Annotated in this window: 11 protein-coding genes; all 11 read left to right on the top strand. The window is 36.4% G+C overall.

Annotation, left to right across the window (positions count from 1 at the left end):
* The first annotated feature begins 530 nt into the window (after positions 1-530).
* Complete coding sequence (rny, locus tag CER22_RS21315; protein WP_048545962.1) at positions 531-2,093, top strand: ribonuclease Y; 1,563 nt, start codon at positions 531-533, stop codon at positions 2,091-2,093.
* Positions 2,094-2,247: 154 nt separating this feature from the next.
* Complete coding sequence (locus CER22_RS21310; RefSeq protein WP_001221093.1) at positions 2,248-3,042, top strand: TIGR00282 family metallophosphoesterase; 795 nt, start codon at positions 2,248-2,250, stop codon at positions 3,040-3,042.
* A 149-nt stretch (positions 3,043-3,191) separates the two neighbouring features.
* Positions 3,192-3,452, top strand: a complete 261-nt coding sequence (gene spoVS, locus CER22_RS21305) for a stage V sporulation protein SpoVS (RefSeq protein ID WP_000404341.1) — start codon at positions 3,192-3,194, stop codon at positions 3,450-3,452.
* A 58-nt stretch (positions 3,453-3,510) separates the two neighbouring features.
* The gene (locus CER22_RS21300) at positions 3,511-4,434 is read left to right on the top strand and encodes a dipeptidase (RefSeq protein ID WP_088609510.1); all 924 of its coding nucleotides are present in this window, start codon (positions 3,511-3,513) and stop codon (positions 4,432-4,434) included.
* Positions 4,435-4,662: 228 nt separating this feature from the next.
* Entirely contained in the window at positions 4,663-6,420 is a 1,758-nt protein-coding gene (locus CER22_RS21295; RefSeq protein ID WP_048545957.1) for a 2-oxoacid:acceptor oxidoreductase subunit alpha, read from the top strand.
* On the top strand, positions 6,407-7,273 hold the full coding sequence (locus tag CER22_RS21290) for a 2-oxoacid:ferredoxin oxidoreductase subunit beta (protein WP_000190158.1): 867 nt from the start codon (positions 6,407-6,409) through the stop codon (positions 7,271-7,273). Before CER22_RS21295 ends, CER22_RS21290 begins: the two co-directional genes overlap by 14 nt.
* 429 nt (positions 7,274-7,702) lie before the next feature.
* Complete coding sequence (gene miaB / locus CER22_RS21285) at positions 7,703-9,232, top strand: tRNA (N6-isopentenyl adenosine(37)-C2)-methylthiotransferase MiaB (protein ID WP_087985036.1); 1,530 nt, start codon at positions 7,703-7,705, stop codon at positions 9,230-9,232.
* A gap of 3 nt (positions 9,233-9,235) precedes the next feature.
* The gene (locus CER22_RS21280; protein WP_000649386.1) at positions 9,236-9,667 is read left to right on the top strand and encodes a RicAFT regulatory complex protein RicA family protein; all 432 of its coding nucleotides are present in this window, start codon (positions 9,236-9,238) and stop codon (positions 9,665-9,667) included.
* A gap of 125 nt (positions 9,668-9,792) precedes the next feature.
* Positions 9,793-10,335 carry an outer spore coat protein CotE gene (gene cotE / locus CER22_RS21275; protein ID WP_001288800.1) on the top strand — a complete coding sequence of 181 codons (543 nt, stop codon included), beginning with the start codon at positions 9,793-9,795 and terminating at the stop codon, positions 10,333-10,335.
* 181 nt (positions 10,336-10,516) lie between these two features.
* Positions 10,517-13,189 (top strand): DNA mismatch repair protein MutS, encoded by a 2,673-nt coding sequence (gene mutS, locus CER22_RS21270; protein ID WP_088609509.1) that lies wholly within the window; start codon positions 10,517-10,519, stop codon positions 13,187-13,189.
* 8 nt (positions 13,190-13,197) lie between these two features.
* Positions 13,198-15,141, top strand: coding sequence for a DNA mismatch repair endonuclease MutL (gene mutL / locus CER22_RS21265; protein ID WP_088609508.1), 1,944 nt, complete (start codon positions 13,198-13,200; stop codon positions 15,139-15,141).
* Positions 15,142-15,539: the final 398 nt, after the last annotated feature.

Below are 15,539 nucleotides of genomic sequence, written 5' to 3'. Positions count from 1 at the left end.
GAAGTGTAACATCCATGTTTGTTCATGGTCTTTTTACACTGTCTACCTTAAGGGGATAATATCAGTTCCGTGTCTTTTATTTTTAATTATTATGAAAGCGTTGTATATCGTTGGAGATAAAATATTTAATTTGCCTAAAAGGCTATGTATAAAGAGGGATATATGCATGTTTTGTATGCATAAACTGGAATTCACTAAGGTTTTCCAGGATAATATGCTGTCTTCTTTTTAAATTCATATATGAATTAGAGCTGAAGGTAAAGAAAGTAAAAGTAGACAACGCTTGACAATGAAAATTGCGATAGATACAATGAGAATGTATATTTTTTCTTATATACGAAACACTCTTCTCAAGAAGAGAAGTAATATTCGGAGTAAGACTTAAATCTTGCCGAAATAATAATATGACATTTTAATTGTGAAATGAAGAAAGTCCCTTAAAAAAGCGGGACGACGGTCTTTGCTGTATGTTGGTATTCAATGTACATGCCGACAGTCTTTTTTCATTCATAGCAAGGGGAGGTGAAATCATGAGTAGTACAGTTTGGATACTCATCTCCATTTTGCTTGCAACAGTCGGTGCAGTTGTTGGCTTTTTTGTTCGAAAGTCTATTGCTGAAGCGAAGATTAATGGTGCAGCTAACGAAGCGAAACGTATTCTAGACGAAGCGAATCGTGAGGCTGAAGCACTTAAGAAAGAGGCGCTTTTAGAAGCAAAGGATGAAATTCATACACTTCGTACAGAAGCTGAATTAGAAATTCGTGACCGTAGAAGCGAATTACAAAAACAAGAAAATCGTTTAATGCAAAAAGAAGAGAACCTTGATCGTAAAGACGAAACGCTCGATAAACGCGAGCGACAGTTAGAAAAGAAAGAGGAATCTCTTGTAGCGAGACAACAACAGATTGAAGAGTTGGAAAGCAAAGTGGGAGAGTTAGTTCAAAAGCAACAAACAGAATTAGAGCGCATTTCCAATCTGACACGCGAACAAGCGAAAGCAATTATTCTTGGTAAAGTAGAAAGTGAAGTTTCTCATGAAATTGCCGTAATGGTAAAAGAAAGTGAAGTTCGTGCGAAAGAAGAAGCGGATAAGAAAGCAAAAGAGATTTTATCTCTTGCAATGCAAAGGTGTGCAGCTGATCATGTTGCTGAAACAACCGTTTCGGTTGTAAATCTTCCAAATGACGAAATGAAGGGACGTATTATCGGACGTGAAGGTCGAAATATTCGTACGTTAGAAACGTTAACAGGTATTGACCTAATTATCGATGATACACCAGAAGCGGTTATCCTTTCTGGATTCGACCCAATTCGTCGTGAAACAGCTCGTATCGCTCTTGATAAACTAGTACAGGACGGACGTATTCACCCAGCGCGTATTGAAGAGATGGTCGAAAAATCAAGACGTGAAGTGGACGAGTATATTCGCGAAGTCGGAGAGCAAACAACGTTTGAAGTGGGTGTTCACGGATTACATCCAGATTTAATTAAGATTTTAGGTCGTTTAAAATACCGTACAAGTTACGGACAAAACGTCTTAAAACACTCTATGGAAGTTGCATATTTAACTGGACTTATGGCAGCGGAGCTTGGTGAGGATGAAAAACTAGCAAGACGTGCTGGTCTATTACATGATATCGGTAAAGCAATTGATCATGAAGTAGAAGGTAGCCACGTTGAAATTGGTGTCGAACTCGCAACGAAGTATAAAGAGCATCCTGTAGTTATAAACAGTATTGCATCTCACCATGGGGACACAGAACCAACTTCTATCATTGCAGTTTTAGTTGCAGCAGCAGATGCATTATCAGCTGCAAGACCTGGAGCTCGTAGTGAAACACTTGAGAACTATATTCGTCGTCTTGAAAAGTTGGAAGAGATTTCAGAGTCTTATGAAGGCGTAGAAAAATCTTTCGCAATTCAAGCAGGACGAGAAGTTCGTATTCTGGTAAAACCAGATACAATTGATGATTTAGAAGCTCATCGTTTAGCTCGTGATATTCGAAAACGTATTGAGAATGAACTGGATTACCCAGGACATATTAAAGTAACTGTTATTCGTGAAACACGTGCAGTGGAATACGCAAAATAAAGTGGTGAAACACCACTTTATTTTTTTGTGTTGGAATTGGTTAAAATAAAGGGAATTAGTATACAAGTGAAACAAACTTATAATAAATATATTGTAAGGAAATCACTTGAAGCTATAGTAATAAAAAATGTAGTACATAGGAAGGGTAAGACATATGAGAATATTATTTGTTGGGGATGTAGTAGGATCTCCTGGTAGAGGTATGATTCAACAATACGTACCGGCATTAAAGAAGAAATATACACCTACAGTAACCATTATTAATGGAGAAAATGCAGCAGGTGGACGTGGAATTACGGAAAAAATATATCGAAACTTTTTAGAATGCGGGGCACAAGCGGTTACACTTGGAAACCACGCTTGGGATAACCGTGAAGTATTTGAATTTATTGATGACGCAAAATATCTTGCAAGACCAGCTAACTTCCCAGAAGGAACTCCAGGAAAAGGACTTATCTTTGTGAACTGCAATGGAACAGAAGTGGCAGTTATTAACTTACAAGGACGTACATTCCTTCCTCCAATTGATTGTCCATTCCGTAAAGTGGATGAATTAATTAACATTGCAAAAAAACGTACGAATATTATCTTTATTGATTTTCATGCGGAAACTACAAGTGAAAAACAAGCGTTAGGTTGGTATGTAGATGGTCGTGCTACAGCAGTAGTGGGTACACATACACATGTTCCTACAGCAGATAATCGTATTTTACCAAGCGGAACTGCATATATCACAGATGTTGGTATGACAGGTCCTTATGATGGGATTTTAGGTATGGATCGAGAAGCGGTATTGAAGAAGTTTTTAACAAACTTACCAGTACGATTTGAAGTGACAAGTGGTAGAACACAATTAAGTGCAGTGCTAGTTGATGTGGATCCTAATACAGGAAAAGCTAAGAAAATCCAGCGTATCTTAATTAATGATGATCAGCCATTTTTTGAGTAATTTCTGGGTAAGATTTAGAAAAGTTATTATTTTTTAATTTTTTAGAAAAATTACAGAAATTTAGCAGGAATACGCGTCATTCCTCGTGAATATAAGTTAAAGTGAAATAATTGCTAATACTTTTTATAGAAACGAGGAGGAAACGCGGAATGGAAATATTAAAAGTTAAAGCAACGTCGGTCCCTAATTCTGTAGCTGGTGCACTTGCAGGTGTTATTCGCGAACGCGGAACAGCAGAAATTCAAGCCATTGGTGCAGGTGCATTGAACCAAGCGGTAAAGGCAGTAGCAATTGCAAGAGGATTTGTAGCGCCTAGTGGTTTAGACCTGATTTGTATCCCAGCGTTCACAGATATTATGATTGATGGGGAAGAGCGTACAGCAATAAAATTAATTGTAGAACCTCGTTAAGTTTAAACAACCTGTTTGCAGTATGCAAACAGGTTGTTTTTATAATGGAGGAATGAAAATGAAAATTTTTGATGCTCATTGTGATGTGCTTCTTCAGTTATGGAGTGCACAAGGGAAAAAGAATTTTAAACATGATCCGCAATTACATATTACATTTGAACAATTAAAGAGAAGAAAAGGAAGTATACAATGTTTTGCTATATATGTGCCAGAAACAGTGGCATATGAAAACCGATTTGAAGTAGCATTACAAATGGTAGATATTTTTTATAATGAAATTTTATCCCTACCAGGTGTGAAGTTTATTCAGACAAAAGATGATATTAACATGTTAAAACAGGACGAGATTGGAGCGATATTAACACTAGAAGGATGCGAAGCAATTGGAAGAGATGCAATGAAATTACGGTTGTTGTATCGCCTAGGAGTACGTTCTTTTGGACTAACATGGAATTATGCCAATCTATTAGCTGATGGTGCGCTAGAGACACGTGGGGCAGGTTTAACGACTTTCGGTAAAGAAGTTGTACAAGAACTTAATACGTTACATGCATGGACTGATGTGTCTCATCTAAATGAAAGAAGTTTTTGGGATGTTGTAGAAAGTGCAAAAAATCCTATTGCTTCCCACTCAAACTGTATGAAACTTTGTCAGCATCCACGTAATTTAAACGATGAACAACTTAAAGCTCTTATAAAGCGAAATAGCATGATCGGTGTTACTTTCGTACCACAGTTTCTAACAAATGAAAAACAAGTGAATATAGCAGATATAGTAAGACATATCGAATATATTTGTTCATTAGGTGGAGAGAACAATATAGGATTTGGTTCAGATTTTGATGGGATTTTAGAAACGGTTGTAAATGTATCAGCGTATCGAGATTATGAAAATGTAATGAATGAGCTTTGTAAACACTATGCTGCATCTACTGTAGAGCGATTTTTATATGATAATTTTGTTGAACATATAAGCTTTTAAGATTTTCGTTTTAAAAATCCAGAAAAATTAGAATTAATTCATTTGATATTATTGCTTTTTTTTAAGACCTAATACTAGAATGAAAAACAAAATAGCTTTATACTAAAGATTCAGGGAAATCAGAAGAGGCATAATTTGCGTCCGTTGTAGTTTATTTGTATAAAAAATGCTAAACTATTACTGTAAAAAAATACACTACAATGAATGCAGCCAAAAGGGGTGTAGGAGATGATTAGTCAACTTTCATGGAAAGTTGGAGGCCAACAAGGTGAAGGAATTGAAAGTACAGGAGAAATCTTCTGTATTGCATTAAACCGATTAGGATATTACCTATACGGTTACCGCCACTTCTCATCACGTATTAAAGGCGGCCATACAAATAATAAAATTCGTGTAAGTACAACAGAAGTACGCGCGATCTCAGATGATTTAGATATTTTAATTGCTTTTGATCAAGAAACAATTGATTTTAACTTCCACGAACTACGTCCAGGTGGAATTGTAGTTGCGGATGCGAAATTTAATCCAACAATACCTGATAATACAGATGTAAATCTATATGTGATACCGTTTACAGATATTGCTTCAGAATTAGGTACATCATTAATGAAAAACATGGTTGCTGTTGGGGCATCAAGTGCGGTATTAGGATTAGATGAAACAGCTTATTTAAATGTTGTTGAAGAGATCTTTGGTCGTAAAGGAGAGCAAGTCGTTCAAAAGAATATGGACGCAATTAAACGTGGCTCTCAATATATGAAAGAGTTGCTAGGTGAGAAAGTTAACATGATGCAGCTTGAAAAAGCTGATGGTAAGAAACGCATGTTTATGATTGGAAACGATGCAATCGCATTTGGTGCGGTAGCTGGTGGTGCTCGCTTTATGTCTGCATATCCAATTACACCTGCATCTGAAATTATGGAATACTTAATTAAAAAATTACCAAAAGTTGGCGGAACAGTAATCCAAACTGAGGATGAAATTGCAGCTTGTACAATGGCAATCGGTGCAAACTATGCTGGTGTTCGTACATTAACTGCATCTGCTGGTCCGGGTCTATCTTTAATGATGGAAGCGATTGGTTTAGCGGGGATTACAGAAACACCACTAGTAATTGTTGATACACAACGTGGTGGTCCAAGTACAGGATTACCAACGAAACAAGAGCAGTCGGATTTAATGGCGATGATTTACGGTACGCACGGTGAGATTCCAAAAATCGTAATGGCGCCAAGTACAGTTGAAGAAGCTTTCTATGATATTGTAGAAGCATTTAACCTAGCTGAAGAATATCAAGTACCTGTTATTTTCTTAACGGATTTACAGCTTTCTTTAGGAAAACAAACTGTAGAACCGCTTACGTTAGATAAAGTGGAAATTCGTCGCGGTAAGCTTGATTTAGAAGCGGAATTACCAGAACGTGAAAATAAAGCATACTTCAAGCGTTATGAAGTAACCGAAGATGGCGTTTCACCACGTGTTTTACCTGGTATGAAAAATGGTGTTCACCATGTTACAGGTGTAGAACATGATGAAACTGGTAAACCATCTGAATCAGCAATAAACCGTAAAGATCAAATGGACAAACGTTTCCGTAAAATGGAGAACTTGAAGTTTAACACCCCTGTCTATAAAAATGTTAAGCATAAAGAAGCGGACGTATTGCTTGTTGGGTTTAACTCAACTCGTGGTGCAATCGAAGAGGCAATGGAGCGCTTAGAACAAGAGGGTATGAAAGTAAACCATGCTCATGTACGTTTAGTTCACCCGTTCCCAACAGCTGAAATCGATCCACTTGTGAAAAATGCGAAGCGTGTTGTAGTGGTAGAAAACAACGCAACAGGTCAGCTTGCTAACATTATGAAAATGAATCTTGGTAACGGTGAGAAAATTTCTAGTCTTTTAAAATATGATGGGAACCCATTCTTGCCGAAAGAGATTTACAACGAATGCAAAAAAGGGGTTGTATTAAATGGCAACATTTAAGGACTTTCGTAACAGCGTAAAACCAAACTGGTGCCCAGGTTGCGGAGACTTCTCGGTGCAAGCTGCAATTCAACGTGCGGCAGCTAACGTTGGTTTAAATCCAGATGAACTTGCTGTTATCTCCGGTATCGGCTGTTCAGGTCGTATTTCAGGTTATATTAATTCATATGGTGTGCATAGTATTCATGGTCGTGCCCTTCCGATTGCACAAGGTGTGAAAATGGCAAATCGTGATTTAACAGTTATCGCATCAGGTGGTGACGGTGATGGATTTGCGATTGGTATGGGACATACAATCCATTCTATTCGTCGTAACATCGACATTACGTACATCGTAATGGATAACCAAATTTACGGATTAACAAAAGGGCAAACTTCACCGCGCAGTGAAGCTGGATTTAAAACGAAAAGCACACCACAAGGTTCAATTGAACCGTCACTAAATGTTATGGAAATGGCTTTAACAGCTGGTGCTACATTTGTGGCGCAAAGCTTTTCAAGTGATTTAAAAGAACTAACACAAATTATTGAAGCTGGTATTAACCATAAAGGGTTTTCATTAATTAACGTATACAGCCCATGTGTTACTTACAATAAAGTAAATACTTACGATTGGTTTAAAGAGAATTTAACAAAACTAAGTACAGTAGAGGGATATGATCCATCTAATCGCATGATGGCTATGCAAACGTTAATGGAAAATAACGGATTAGTAACAGGTTTAATATATCAAAATACAGCGCAACCTTCATACCAAGAACTTGTAAAAGGCTATAGTGAGAAGCCTTTAGTGCAAGCTGATTTAAATATGGATCAGAAAATGTTTGATGAACTCGTAGCTGAATTTATGTAATGTAAGAAGAGGAGGTTGCCATTTGGTAACCTTTTTTTATGAGTAAAAAATATAGGATAGTCTTATTTACTTAGAAAATTCAGAATGGTAAAATAATATATAAATCGTTGTATGAAAATGGCGAGTTCATTGCTGATGAAATGTAAGATCAGACAGAGCCTCTTTCTTGTTAAAATTGGCGCAACGCTTCATACTATGGTAATGTTTATAGGGATAAAGCAATATGCTTTTGGATAGGACAAAAAGAAGTATGAAAAGGGAATGTCTATTTGTGTGGGGAAGACTTCATTCTTATGAATGATTAGATTGATTACTCAAGTTTCAAAGGACAAGTTATCTCTCAAGCTATCTAACCATTTTTGAGGTGAGTCAAAGCGCATTAAAATGGACTATAGAGTGTGTATAGTTAAGGGTGAAAGGAGATTACCAATGAACGAGCAACAACGATTAGCAAGTCGACAAGCAAATTCCTCTACGAAAAAAGAAGAGAAAGATTATAGTAAATACTTTGAAAGTGTATACCAACCACCTTCCTTAAAAGACGCGAAAAAACGAGGGAAAGAAGAAGTTAAAATTGAACGGGATTTTGGCTTATCTGAAGAATTTCGCAATTTTGGTACAGGAAGAAAGTTCTATATTCGTACATATGGTTGTCAAATGAATGAGCATGATACGGAAGTAATGGCGGGTATTTTCACCGCACTTGGATATGAGCCAACCTTTTCAACTGAAGATGCAGATGTAGTTTTATTAAATACTTGTGCAATTCGTGAAAATGCTGAAAATAAAGTTTTCGGTGAACTAGGTCATTTAAAGTCATTAAAAAGAAGAAATCCGGACCTTTTAATTGGTGTATGTGGTTGTATGTCTCAAGAAGAATCTGTTGTAAATAAAATTATGCAAAAAAATCAGCATGTAGATATGGTGTTTGGAACGCATAATATTCATAGATTGCCGTATATTCTTAAAGATGCGATGTTCTCGAAGGAGACGGTAGTTGAAGTTTGGTCAAAAGAAGGGGATGTAATTGAAAACCTTCCGAAAGTACGCCGTGGTGATATTAAAGCTTGGGTAAATATTATGTATGGCTGTGATAAGTTCTGTACATATTGTATCGTGCCGTATACACGTGGAAAAGAGCGAAGCAGACGTCCAGAAGACATTATCCAAGAAATTCGTCATTTAGCTGCGAATGGTTATAAAGAAATTACATTACTTGGCCAGAACGTAAATGCATATGGTAAAGACTTTGAAGATTTCGAATACGGTCTTGGCGATTTAATGGACGAACTCCGTAAAGTTGATATTGCCCGTATTCGTTTTACAACGAGCCATCCACGTGATTTCGATGATCACTTAATTGAAGTGCTTGGAAAAGGTGGAAACTTAGTAGAACATATTCACTTACCAGTTCAATCTGGAAGCACAGATATGTTAAAAATTATGGCGCGCAAATATTCACGTGAGCATTATTTAGAACTTGTAAGAAAAATTAAAGAAGCAATTCCAAATGCAGTATTCACAACTGATATTATCGTTGGTTTCCCGAATGAAACAGATGAGCAATTTGAAGAAACGATGTCGTTATATCGTGAAGTAGGATTTGATACTGCCTTTACCTTTATTTATTCTCCGCGCGAAGGTACACCAGCTGCAAAAATGAAAGATAATGTACCGATGGAAGTGAAAAAAGAACGTCTTCAACGCTTAAATACATTAGTAAATACGTTGGCAATTGAAAAGAATAATCGTTACAAAGGTCAAATTGTAGAAGTGTTAGTTGATGGGGAAAGTAAAAATAATCCAGAAGTACTTGCAGGTTATACTCGTACGAATAAACTTGTAAACTTCGTCGCTTCAAAATCTTTAATTGGTCAGCTTGTGAAAGTAAAAGTAACGGAAGCAAAAACTTGGTCTCTTAACGGGGAATTAGTTGAAGAGCCGATTGAGGTGGAATAATAGATGAAAGCATATTCGAAAGATGAAATTGTTGAACAAGCGAAAGAATTAGCAAAAATGATTTCTGAAACAGAAGAAGTTGATTTCTTTAAGAAAGCAGAGGCGCAAATTCATAAAAATGAAAATGTAAAGCGCGCGATTGATGAAATTAAAGCACTGCAAAAACAAGCAGTAAACTTGCAGCATTACGGGAAATGGGAAGCTTTGAAAAAAGTAGAAGCTGACATTGATGCATTGCAAGATAAGTTGGATAGTATCCCAGTTGTGCAAGAATTTAAATCTTCACAAACATATGTAAATGACTTACTGCAGCTAGTTGCAAGTACGATTTCTAACAACGTAACAGATGAAATATTAATTTCAACTAATGGCGATGTATTGAAGGGTGAAACGGGCGCAGCGGTAGAAAGTAAAAAAGGAAATTGTGGTTGTTAAAGAGATGTCGAATTGACATCTCTTTTTTTAATGGGTTAAACGTAAGTTCTTCTCGAAAAAAGAATGACACATTCCGCTATTGTCACGCATATGATTAAGTGAATAGTGATTGAGGAGGGTTACGAATGTCCGAATTTAGAGAGATTATTACAAAAGCAGTGGTTGGAAAAGGACGTAAGTATACAAAGTCAACGCATACATGTGAATCGAATAATGAGCCAACAAGTATTTTAGGGTGCTGGGTAATTAACCACTCGTACGAAGCAAGAAAGAATGGAAAGCATGTGGAAATTGAAGGTTTCTATGATGTGAACACTTGGTATTCATTTGATGGTAATACAAAGACAGAGGTTGTAACAGAACGTGTGAACTACACTGATGAAGTGAGTATTGGGTATCGTGATAAAAACTTTTCTGGTGATGATTTAGAAATTATTGCTCGTGTCATTCAGCCACCAAATTGTTTAGAAGCTCTTGTATCACCAAATGGTAATAAAATTGTTGTGACTGTAGAACGTGAATTTGTAACAGAAGTAGTTGGAGAAACGAAAATTTGTGTAAGTGTAAATCCTGAAGGTTGTGTAGAATCAGACGAAGATTTCCAAATCGATGATGATGAGTTTGAAGAATTAGATCCGAACTTTATCGTTGATGCAGAAGAAGAGTAATAGAAAGCTAGGGAGAAGTTCTTCCTAGCTTTTTACTTTACATAAGTAGTGCTTGAATGAACATGATTCCTTATGAAATGTGCTATAATGAAGAAAGACTCCTGAAATAGGAGATATGGATGTCCGTGAAGTGTGACATATATGAAAATTGATTACTATGTAAGAATTATGGAGGATAAGTATGACGCAATATACCCCTATGATACAGCAATATTTAAAGGTTAAGGCAGACTATCAAGATGCCTTTTTATTTTTCCGATTAGGTGATTTTTATGAAATGTTCTTTGAAGATGCGGTTAAAGCAGCTCATGAACTTGAAATTACATTAACGAGCCGAGATGGTGGTAGTAGTGATCGTATACCGATGTGCGGTGTACCGCATCATGCAGCTAAAAATTATATTGAACAACTTGTTGAAAAAGGATATAAAGTAGCTGTTTGTGAGCAAGTGGAAGATCCAAAAACAGCTAAAGGTGTAGTGCGCCGTGAAGTCGTACAACTCATTACGCCAGGAACGATGATGGAAGGGCGTACTATTGATGAGAAAGAAAATAACTTCTTAGCAGCATTAACACATTTTGAAGATGGATCGTATGCTTTAGCTTGTAATGATTTAACGACTGGACAAAATACAGTAACGTTGTTAACGGGTTCAGTAGAAGATATTTTATTAGAAGTGTATGCAACTGGTTCAAAAGAAATTGTTGTAGATTCTACATTTTCGAAAGATGAATTAAATAAATTAACTGAAACATTAAAAATGACGATTTCGTATGAAGATGCAACAACTATTCCAGAAGGGCTAGAACATCTTGTGAAAAATGTTTCACAAGCAAAGTTAATTAAAGCAATTGGTCGTTTATTTAACTATGTAATAAGAACACAAAAACGTTCGTTAGATCACTTGCAACCAGTTGAAATTTATTATACGAACCAGTTTATGAAAATTGATGTGCATTCAAAGCGAAATTTAGAGCTGACAGAAACACTTCGAACGAAAGAAAAAACAGGATCATTATTATGGCTATTAGATAAAACGAAAACAGCTATGGGTGGTCGTATGTTAAAACAGTGGATGGAACGTCCGCTTATTCAGAAAGAAAAAGTTGAAGAGCGTTTAGAAATGGTTGAAACGTTTGTAAATGATTACTTCTTACGTGAAGATTTAAAAGAAAAGTTAAAAGAAGTATATGATTTAGAACGTTTAGCAGGGAAAGTTGCATTTGGTAATGTGAATGCACGGGATTTATTACAGTTAAGACGATCTTTACTTCAAGTACCAGCTATTTTAGAAGCGATTAGTTTGTTAGATAATGCTTATGCAGCAAGGTTAATTCAAGGTGCGGATCCATGTGAGAGTTTAACTGAATTGCTAGGAAGAAGTATTCAAGAAAACCCACCGCTTTCTATTAAAGATGGAGATATTATTAAAGACGGCTATAATGACAAGCTTGATCAATATCGTTACGTTAGTAAAAACGGAAAAACGTGGATCGCTGAGCTTGAAAAACGAGAGCGTGATATTACAGGAGTTAAATCGTTAAAAATCGGGTACAACCGTATTTTCGGCTACTACATTGAAGTGACGAAGGCGAATCTTGCAGCACTTCCAGAAGGCCGCTATGAGCGAAAACAAACACTTGCTAATGCTGAACGTTTCATAACAGATGAGCTGAAAGAGAAAGAAACGTTAATCTTAGAAGCAGAAGAAAAAATTGTACAACTAGAATACGATTTATTTACAGCACTTCGCGAAGAAGTAAAAGTGTTTATTCCGAAATTACAGCATTTAGCGAAAGTAATTAGTGAACTAGACGTACTGCAAAGTTTTGCGACAGTTAGTGAAGAAGAGCAGTTTGTAAAACCTGTACTAACAACGAAGCGGGAAATCTTTATTAAAGATGGTCGTCATCCTGTCGTTGAAAAAGTATTGAACGGGAAATTGTATGTACCGAATGATTGTATTATGCCGGAGAAGATGGATGTCTTTTTAATTACAGGACCGAACATGTCTGGTAAAAGTACGTATATGAGACAATTAGCACTTGTAACTGTTATGTCACAGATTGGTTGTTTCGTACCAGCAACAGAAGCTGTATTACCTGTATTTGATCAAATCTTTACGAGAATTGGTGCAGCGGATGATTTAATTTCAGGGCAAAGTACATTTATGGTTGAAATGTTAGAAGCAAAAAATGCAATTGCAAATGCATCAGAAAGAAGTTTAATTTTATTTGATGAAATTGGACGCGGTACATCTACGTATGATGGTATGGCACTTGCACAAGCAATCATTGAACATATTCATGACCAAATTGGAGCAAAAACGTTATTCTCTACGCATTATCATGAATTGACGGTGCTAGAAGAAAGTTTAGATCAACTGAAGAATGTACACGTTTCAGCTATTGAAGAGAACGGAAAAGTAGTATTCCTTCATAAAATTCAAGATGGAGCAGCTGATAAAAGTTACGGAATTCACGTTGCGCAACTTGCGGAGCTCCCAGATAGCTTAATCGCTCGTGCGAAAGAAGTGTTAGCACAACTAGAAGGACAAGAAGAAATTATTATTCCAAAGCGTACAGAAGTGAAAGTACAAGAAGTGGCTCCAGAACCAGCTGTTGTAAAAGAAGAACCAGCAGAAATACAAGAGACGAAAGTAGAGACTGAGGAAGAATCGCAATTATCATTCTTTGGTGGAGAACAGTCTTCGAAAAAACAAGACAAGTCAGTTCTAGATGCAAAAGAAACGACAGTACTTGCGCAAATTAAAAAAATTGATTTACTTGATATGACACCTTTAGAGGCGATGAACGAACTGTATCGCTTGCAGAAAAAGTTAAAGAAAGGATGAGTAAGTAGATGGGGAAAATTCGCAAACTCGATGACCAACTCTCTAACTTAATTGCGGCAGGGGAAGTAGTAGAGCGCCCTGCCTCAGTCGTAAAAGAACTTGTGGAAAATTCTATCGATGCGAATAGTACATCTATTGAAATCCACTTAGAAGAAGCTGGTTTATCAAAAATTCGCATCATTGATAATGGGGACGGCATTGCAGAAGAAGATTGTATTGTCGCTTTTGAACGACATGCGACGAGCAAAATTAAAGATGAAAACGATCTGTTTCGTATTAGAACACTCGGTTTCCGTGGTGAGGCGTTGCCGAGTATTGCCTCAGTTAGTGAATTAGAGTTAATTACTAGCACAGGTGATGCACCTGGTACACACCTTATGATTAAAGGTGGAGACATTATAAAGCAGGAGAAAACAGCGAGCCGAAAAGGAACAGATATTACAGTACAAAACTTATTCTTTAATACACCAGCGCGTCTTAAATATATGAAAACCATTCATACAGAGCTTGGGAATATTACAGATATCGTGTATCGTATTGCAATGTCACATCCAGAAGTATCATTAAAGCTGTTTCATAATGAAAAGAAATTGCTTCATACATCAGGAAATGGTGATGTAAGACAAGTACTTGCATCAATTTATAGCATTCAAGTTGCGAAGAAGCTTGTTCCAATTGAAGCTGAATCTTTAGATTTTACAATTAAAGGCTATGTCACATTACCAGAAGTAACGAGAGCATCTCGAAATTATATGTCAACGATCGTAAATGGTCGTTACGTTCGAAATTTCGTATTAATGAAAGCCATTCAGCAAGGATACCATACATTACTGCCAGTCGGACGATATCCAATCGGCTTCTTATCGATTGAAATGGATCCAATGCTTGTTGACGTTAACGTACATCCAGCGAAATTAGAAGTTCGTTTTAGTAAAGAACAAGAATTACTAAAGCTTATCGAAGAAACATTGCAATCGGCATTCAAAAAAATACAGCTCATTCCAGATGCAGGTGTAACAACGAAGAAAAAAGAAAAAGATGAAAGTGTGCAAGAACAGTTCCAGTTTGAGCATGCGAAGCCGAAAGAGCCATCTATGCCAGACATTGTTTTACCGACTGGCATGGATGAAAAACAAGAAGAACAACTGGCTGTGAAACAGCCAGCACAACTGTGGCAACCGCCGAAACAAGAATGGCAACCACCACAGTCGCTCGTAAGGGAAGAACAAAGTTGGCAGCCATCTACTAAACCGATAATGGAAGAACCAATTCAAAAAGAGAAATCGTGGAACAGTAACGATGAAGACTTTGAATTAGAGGAATTGGAAGAAGAAGTTCAGGAAATAGAAGAGATTGAAATGAACGGTAATGACTTACCACCGCTTTATCCAATTGGACAAATGCACGGAACATATATTTTCGCTCAAAATGATAAAGGCTTATATATGATTGACCAACATGCCGCGCAGGAACGTATTAATTATGAATACTTCCGGGATAAGGTAGGAAGGGTAGCGCAAGAAGTACAAGAACTACTTGTACCATACCGTATTGACCTATCTCTTACTGAATTTTTAAGTGTCGAAGAGCAACTAGAAGAACTGAAAAAAGTTGGACTATTCTTGGAGCAATTCGGTCATCAATCCTTTATCGTCCGTTCACATCCAACGTGGTTCCCAAAAGGACAAGAAACAGAAATTATTGATGAAATGATGGAACAAGTCGTCAAACTAAAAAAAGTTGATATAAAAAAACTGCGTGAAGAAGCAGCCATCATGATGAGCTGTAAAGCGTCCATTAAAGCAAATCAATATTTAACGAACGATCAAATATTTGCTTTACTGGAAGAACTACGTACAACAACAAACCCATACACATGCCCACACGGAAGACCAATTCTTGTGCATCATTCTACTTATGAGTTGGAGAAGATGTTTAAGAGGGTTATGTAGGGATACTGTGTTGAGATGAAAATTATCATATTGTGAATTTGACAAAATATTAGAATAGATTATAAAAAAACAAGGTGTAGTTATGCCTTGTTTTTTTATTTGTTTTGAAACATTTTGGTTAACAGTATGCAATAAAATAAAATTAAAAACTCACTTATAAATCTTTTTCGTAAAGTTATAAAAAGCAATGTTAGAAAGTAAGTTCTTGAATTTAAACTGGAAGATAGATGCTGTTGCCGATTATAAGGGAGGTGTCGATAAAATGAAGATTGAAGGAAACGTACAAGTCTGAATAATTTTCTCAAAATGAGAAATAAAATTTATTAATGGAAATATATTTATGGGATGTTTAGATGATAAATAGATGGTACTCATTTTTATTTAATATCATTTAATAA

It is taken from the genome of Bacillus sp. K2I17 (assembly GCF_002209985.1).
GTDB classification, from domain to species: Bacteria; Bacillota; Bacilli; order Bacillales; family Bacillaceae_G; genus Bacillus_A; species Bacillus_A wiedmannii.
This window is presented reverse-complemented; position numbering and strand designations above follow the sequence as displayed.

Bases quoted from the DNA above. Each gene is read 5' to 3' on its own strand.
- CER22_RS21300 (WP_088609510.1), top strand. From the start codon at position 3,511: ATGAAAATTTTTGATGCTCATTGTGATGTGCTTCTTCAGTTATGGAGT.
- mutL (WP_088609508.1), top strand. From the start codon at position 13,198: ATGGGGAAAATTCGCAAACTCGATGACCAACTCTCTAACTTAATTGCG.
- CER22_RS21295 (WP_048545957.1), top strand. From the start codon at position 4,663: ATGATTAGTCAACTTTCATGGAAAGTTGGAGGCCAACAAGGTGAAGGA.
- rny (WP_048545962.1), top strand. From the start codon at position 531: ATGAGTAGTACAGTTTGGATACTCATCTCCATTTTGCTTGCAACAGTC.
- CER22_RS21290 (WP_000190158.1), top strand. From the start codon at position 6,407: ATGGCAACATTTAAGGACTTTCGTAACAGCGTAAAACCAAACTGGTGC.
- miaB (WP_087985036.1), top strand. From the start codon at position 7,703: ATGAACGAGCAACAACGATTAGCAAGTCGACAAGCAAATTCCTCTACG.
- CER22_RS21280 (WP_000649386.1), top strand. From the start codon at position 9,236: ATGAAAGCATATTCGAAAGATGAAATTGTTGAACAAGCGAAAGAATTA.
- mutS (WP_088609509.1), top strand. From the start codon at position 10,517: ATGACGCAATATACCCCTATGATACAGCAATATTTAAAGGTTAAGGCA.
- cotE (WP_001288800.1), top strand. From the start codon at position 9,793: ATGTCCGAATTTAGAGAGATTATTACAAAAGCAGTGGTTGGAAAAGGA.
- CER22_RS21310 (WP_001221093.1), top strand. From the start codon at position 2,248: ATGAGAATATTATTTGTTGGGGATGTAGTAGGATCTCCTGGTAGAGGT.
- spoVS (WP_000404341.1), top strand. From the start codon at position 3,192: ATGGAAATATTAAAAGTTAAAGCAACGTCGGTCCCTAATTCTGTAGCT.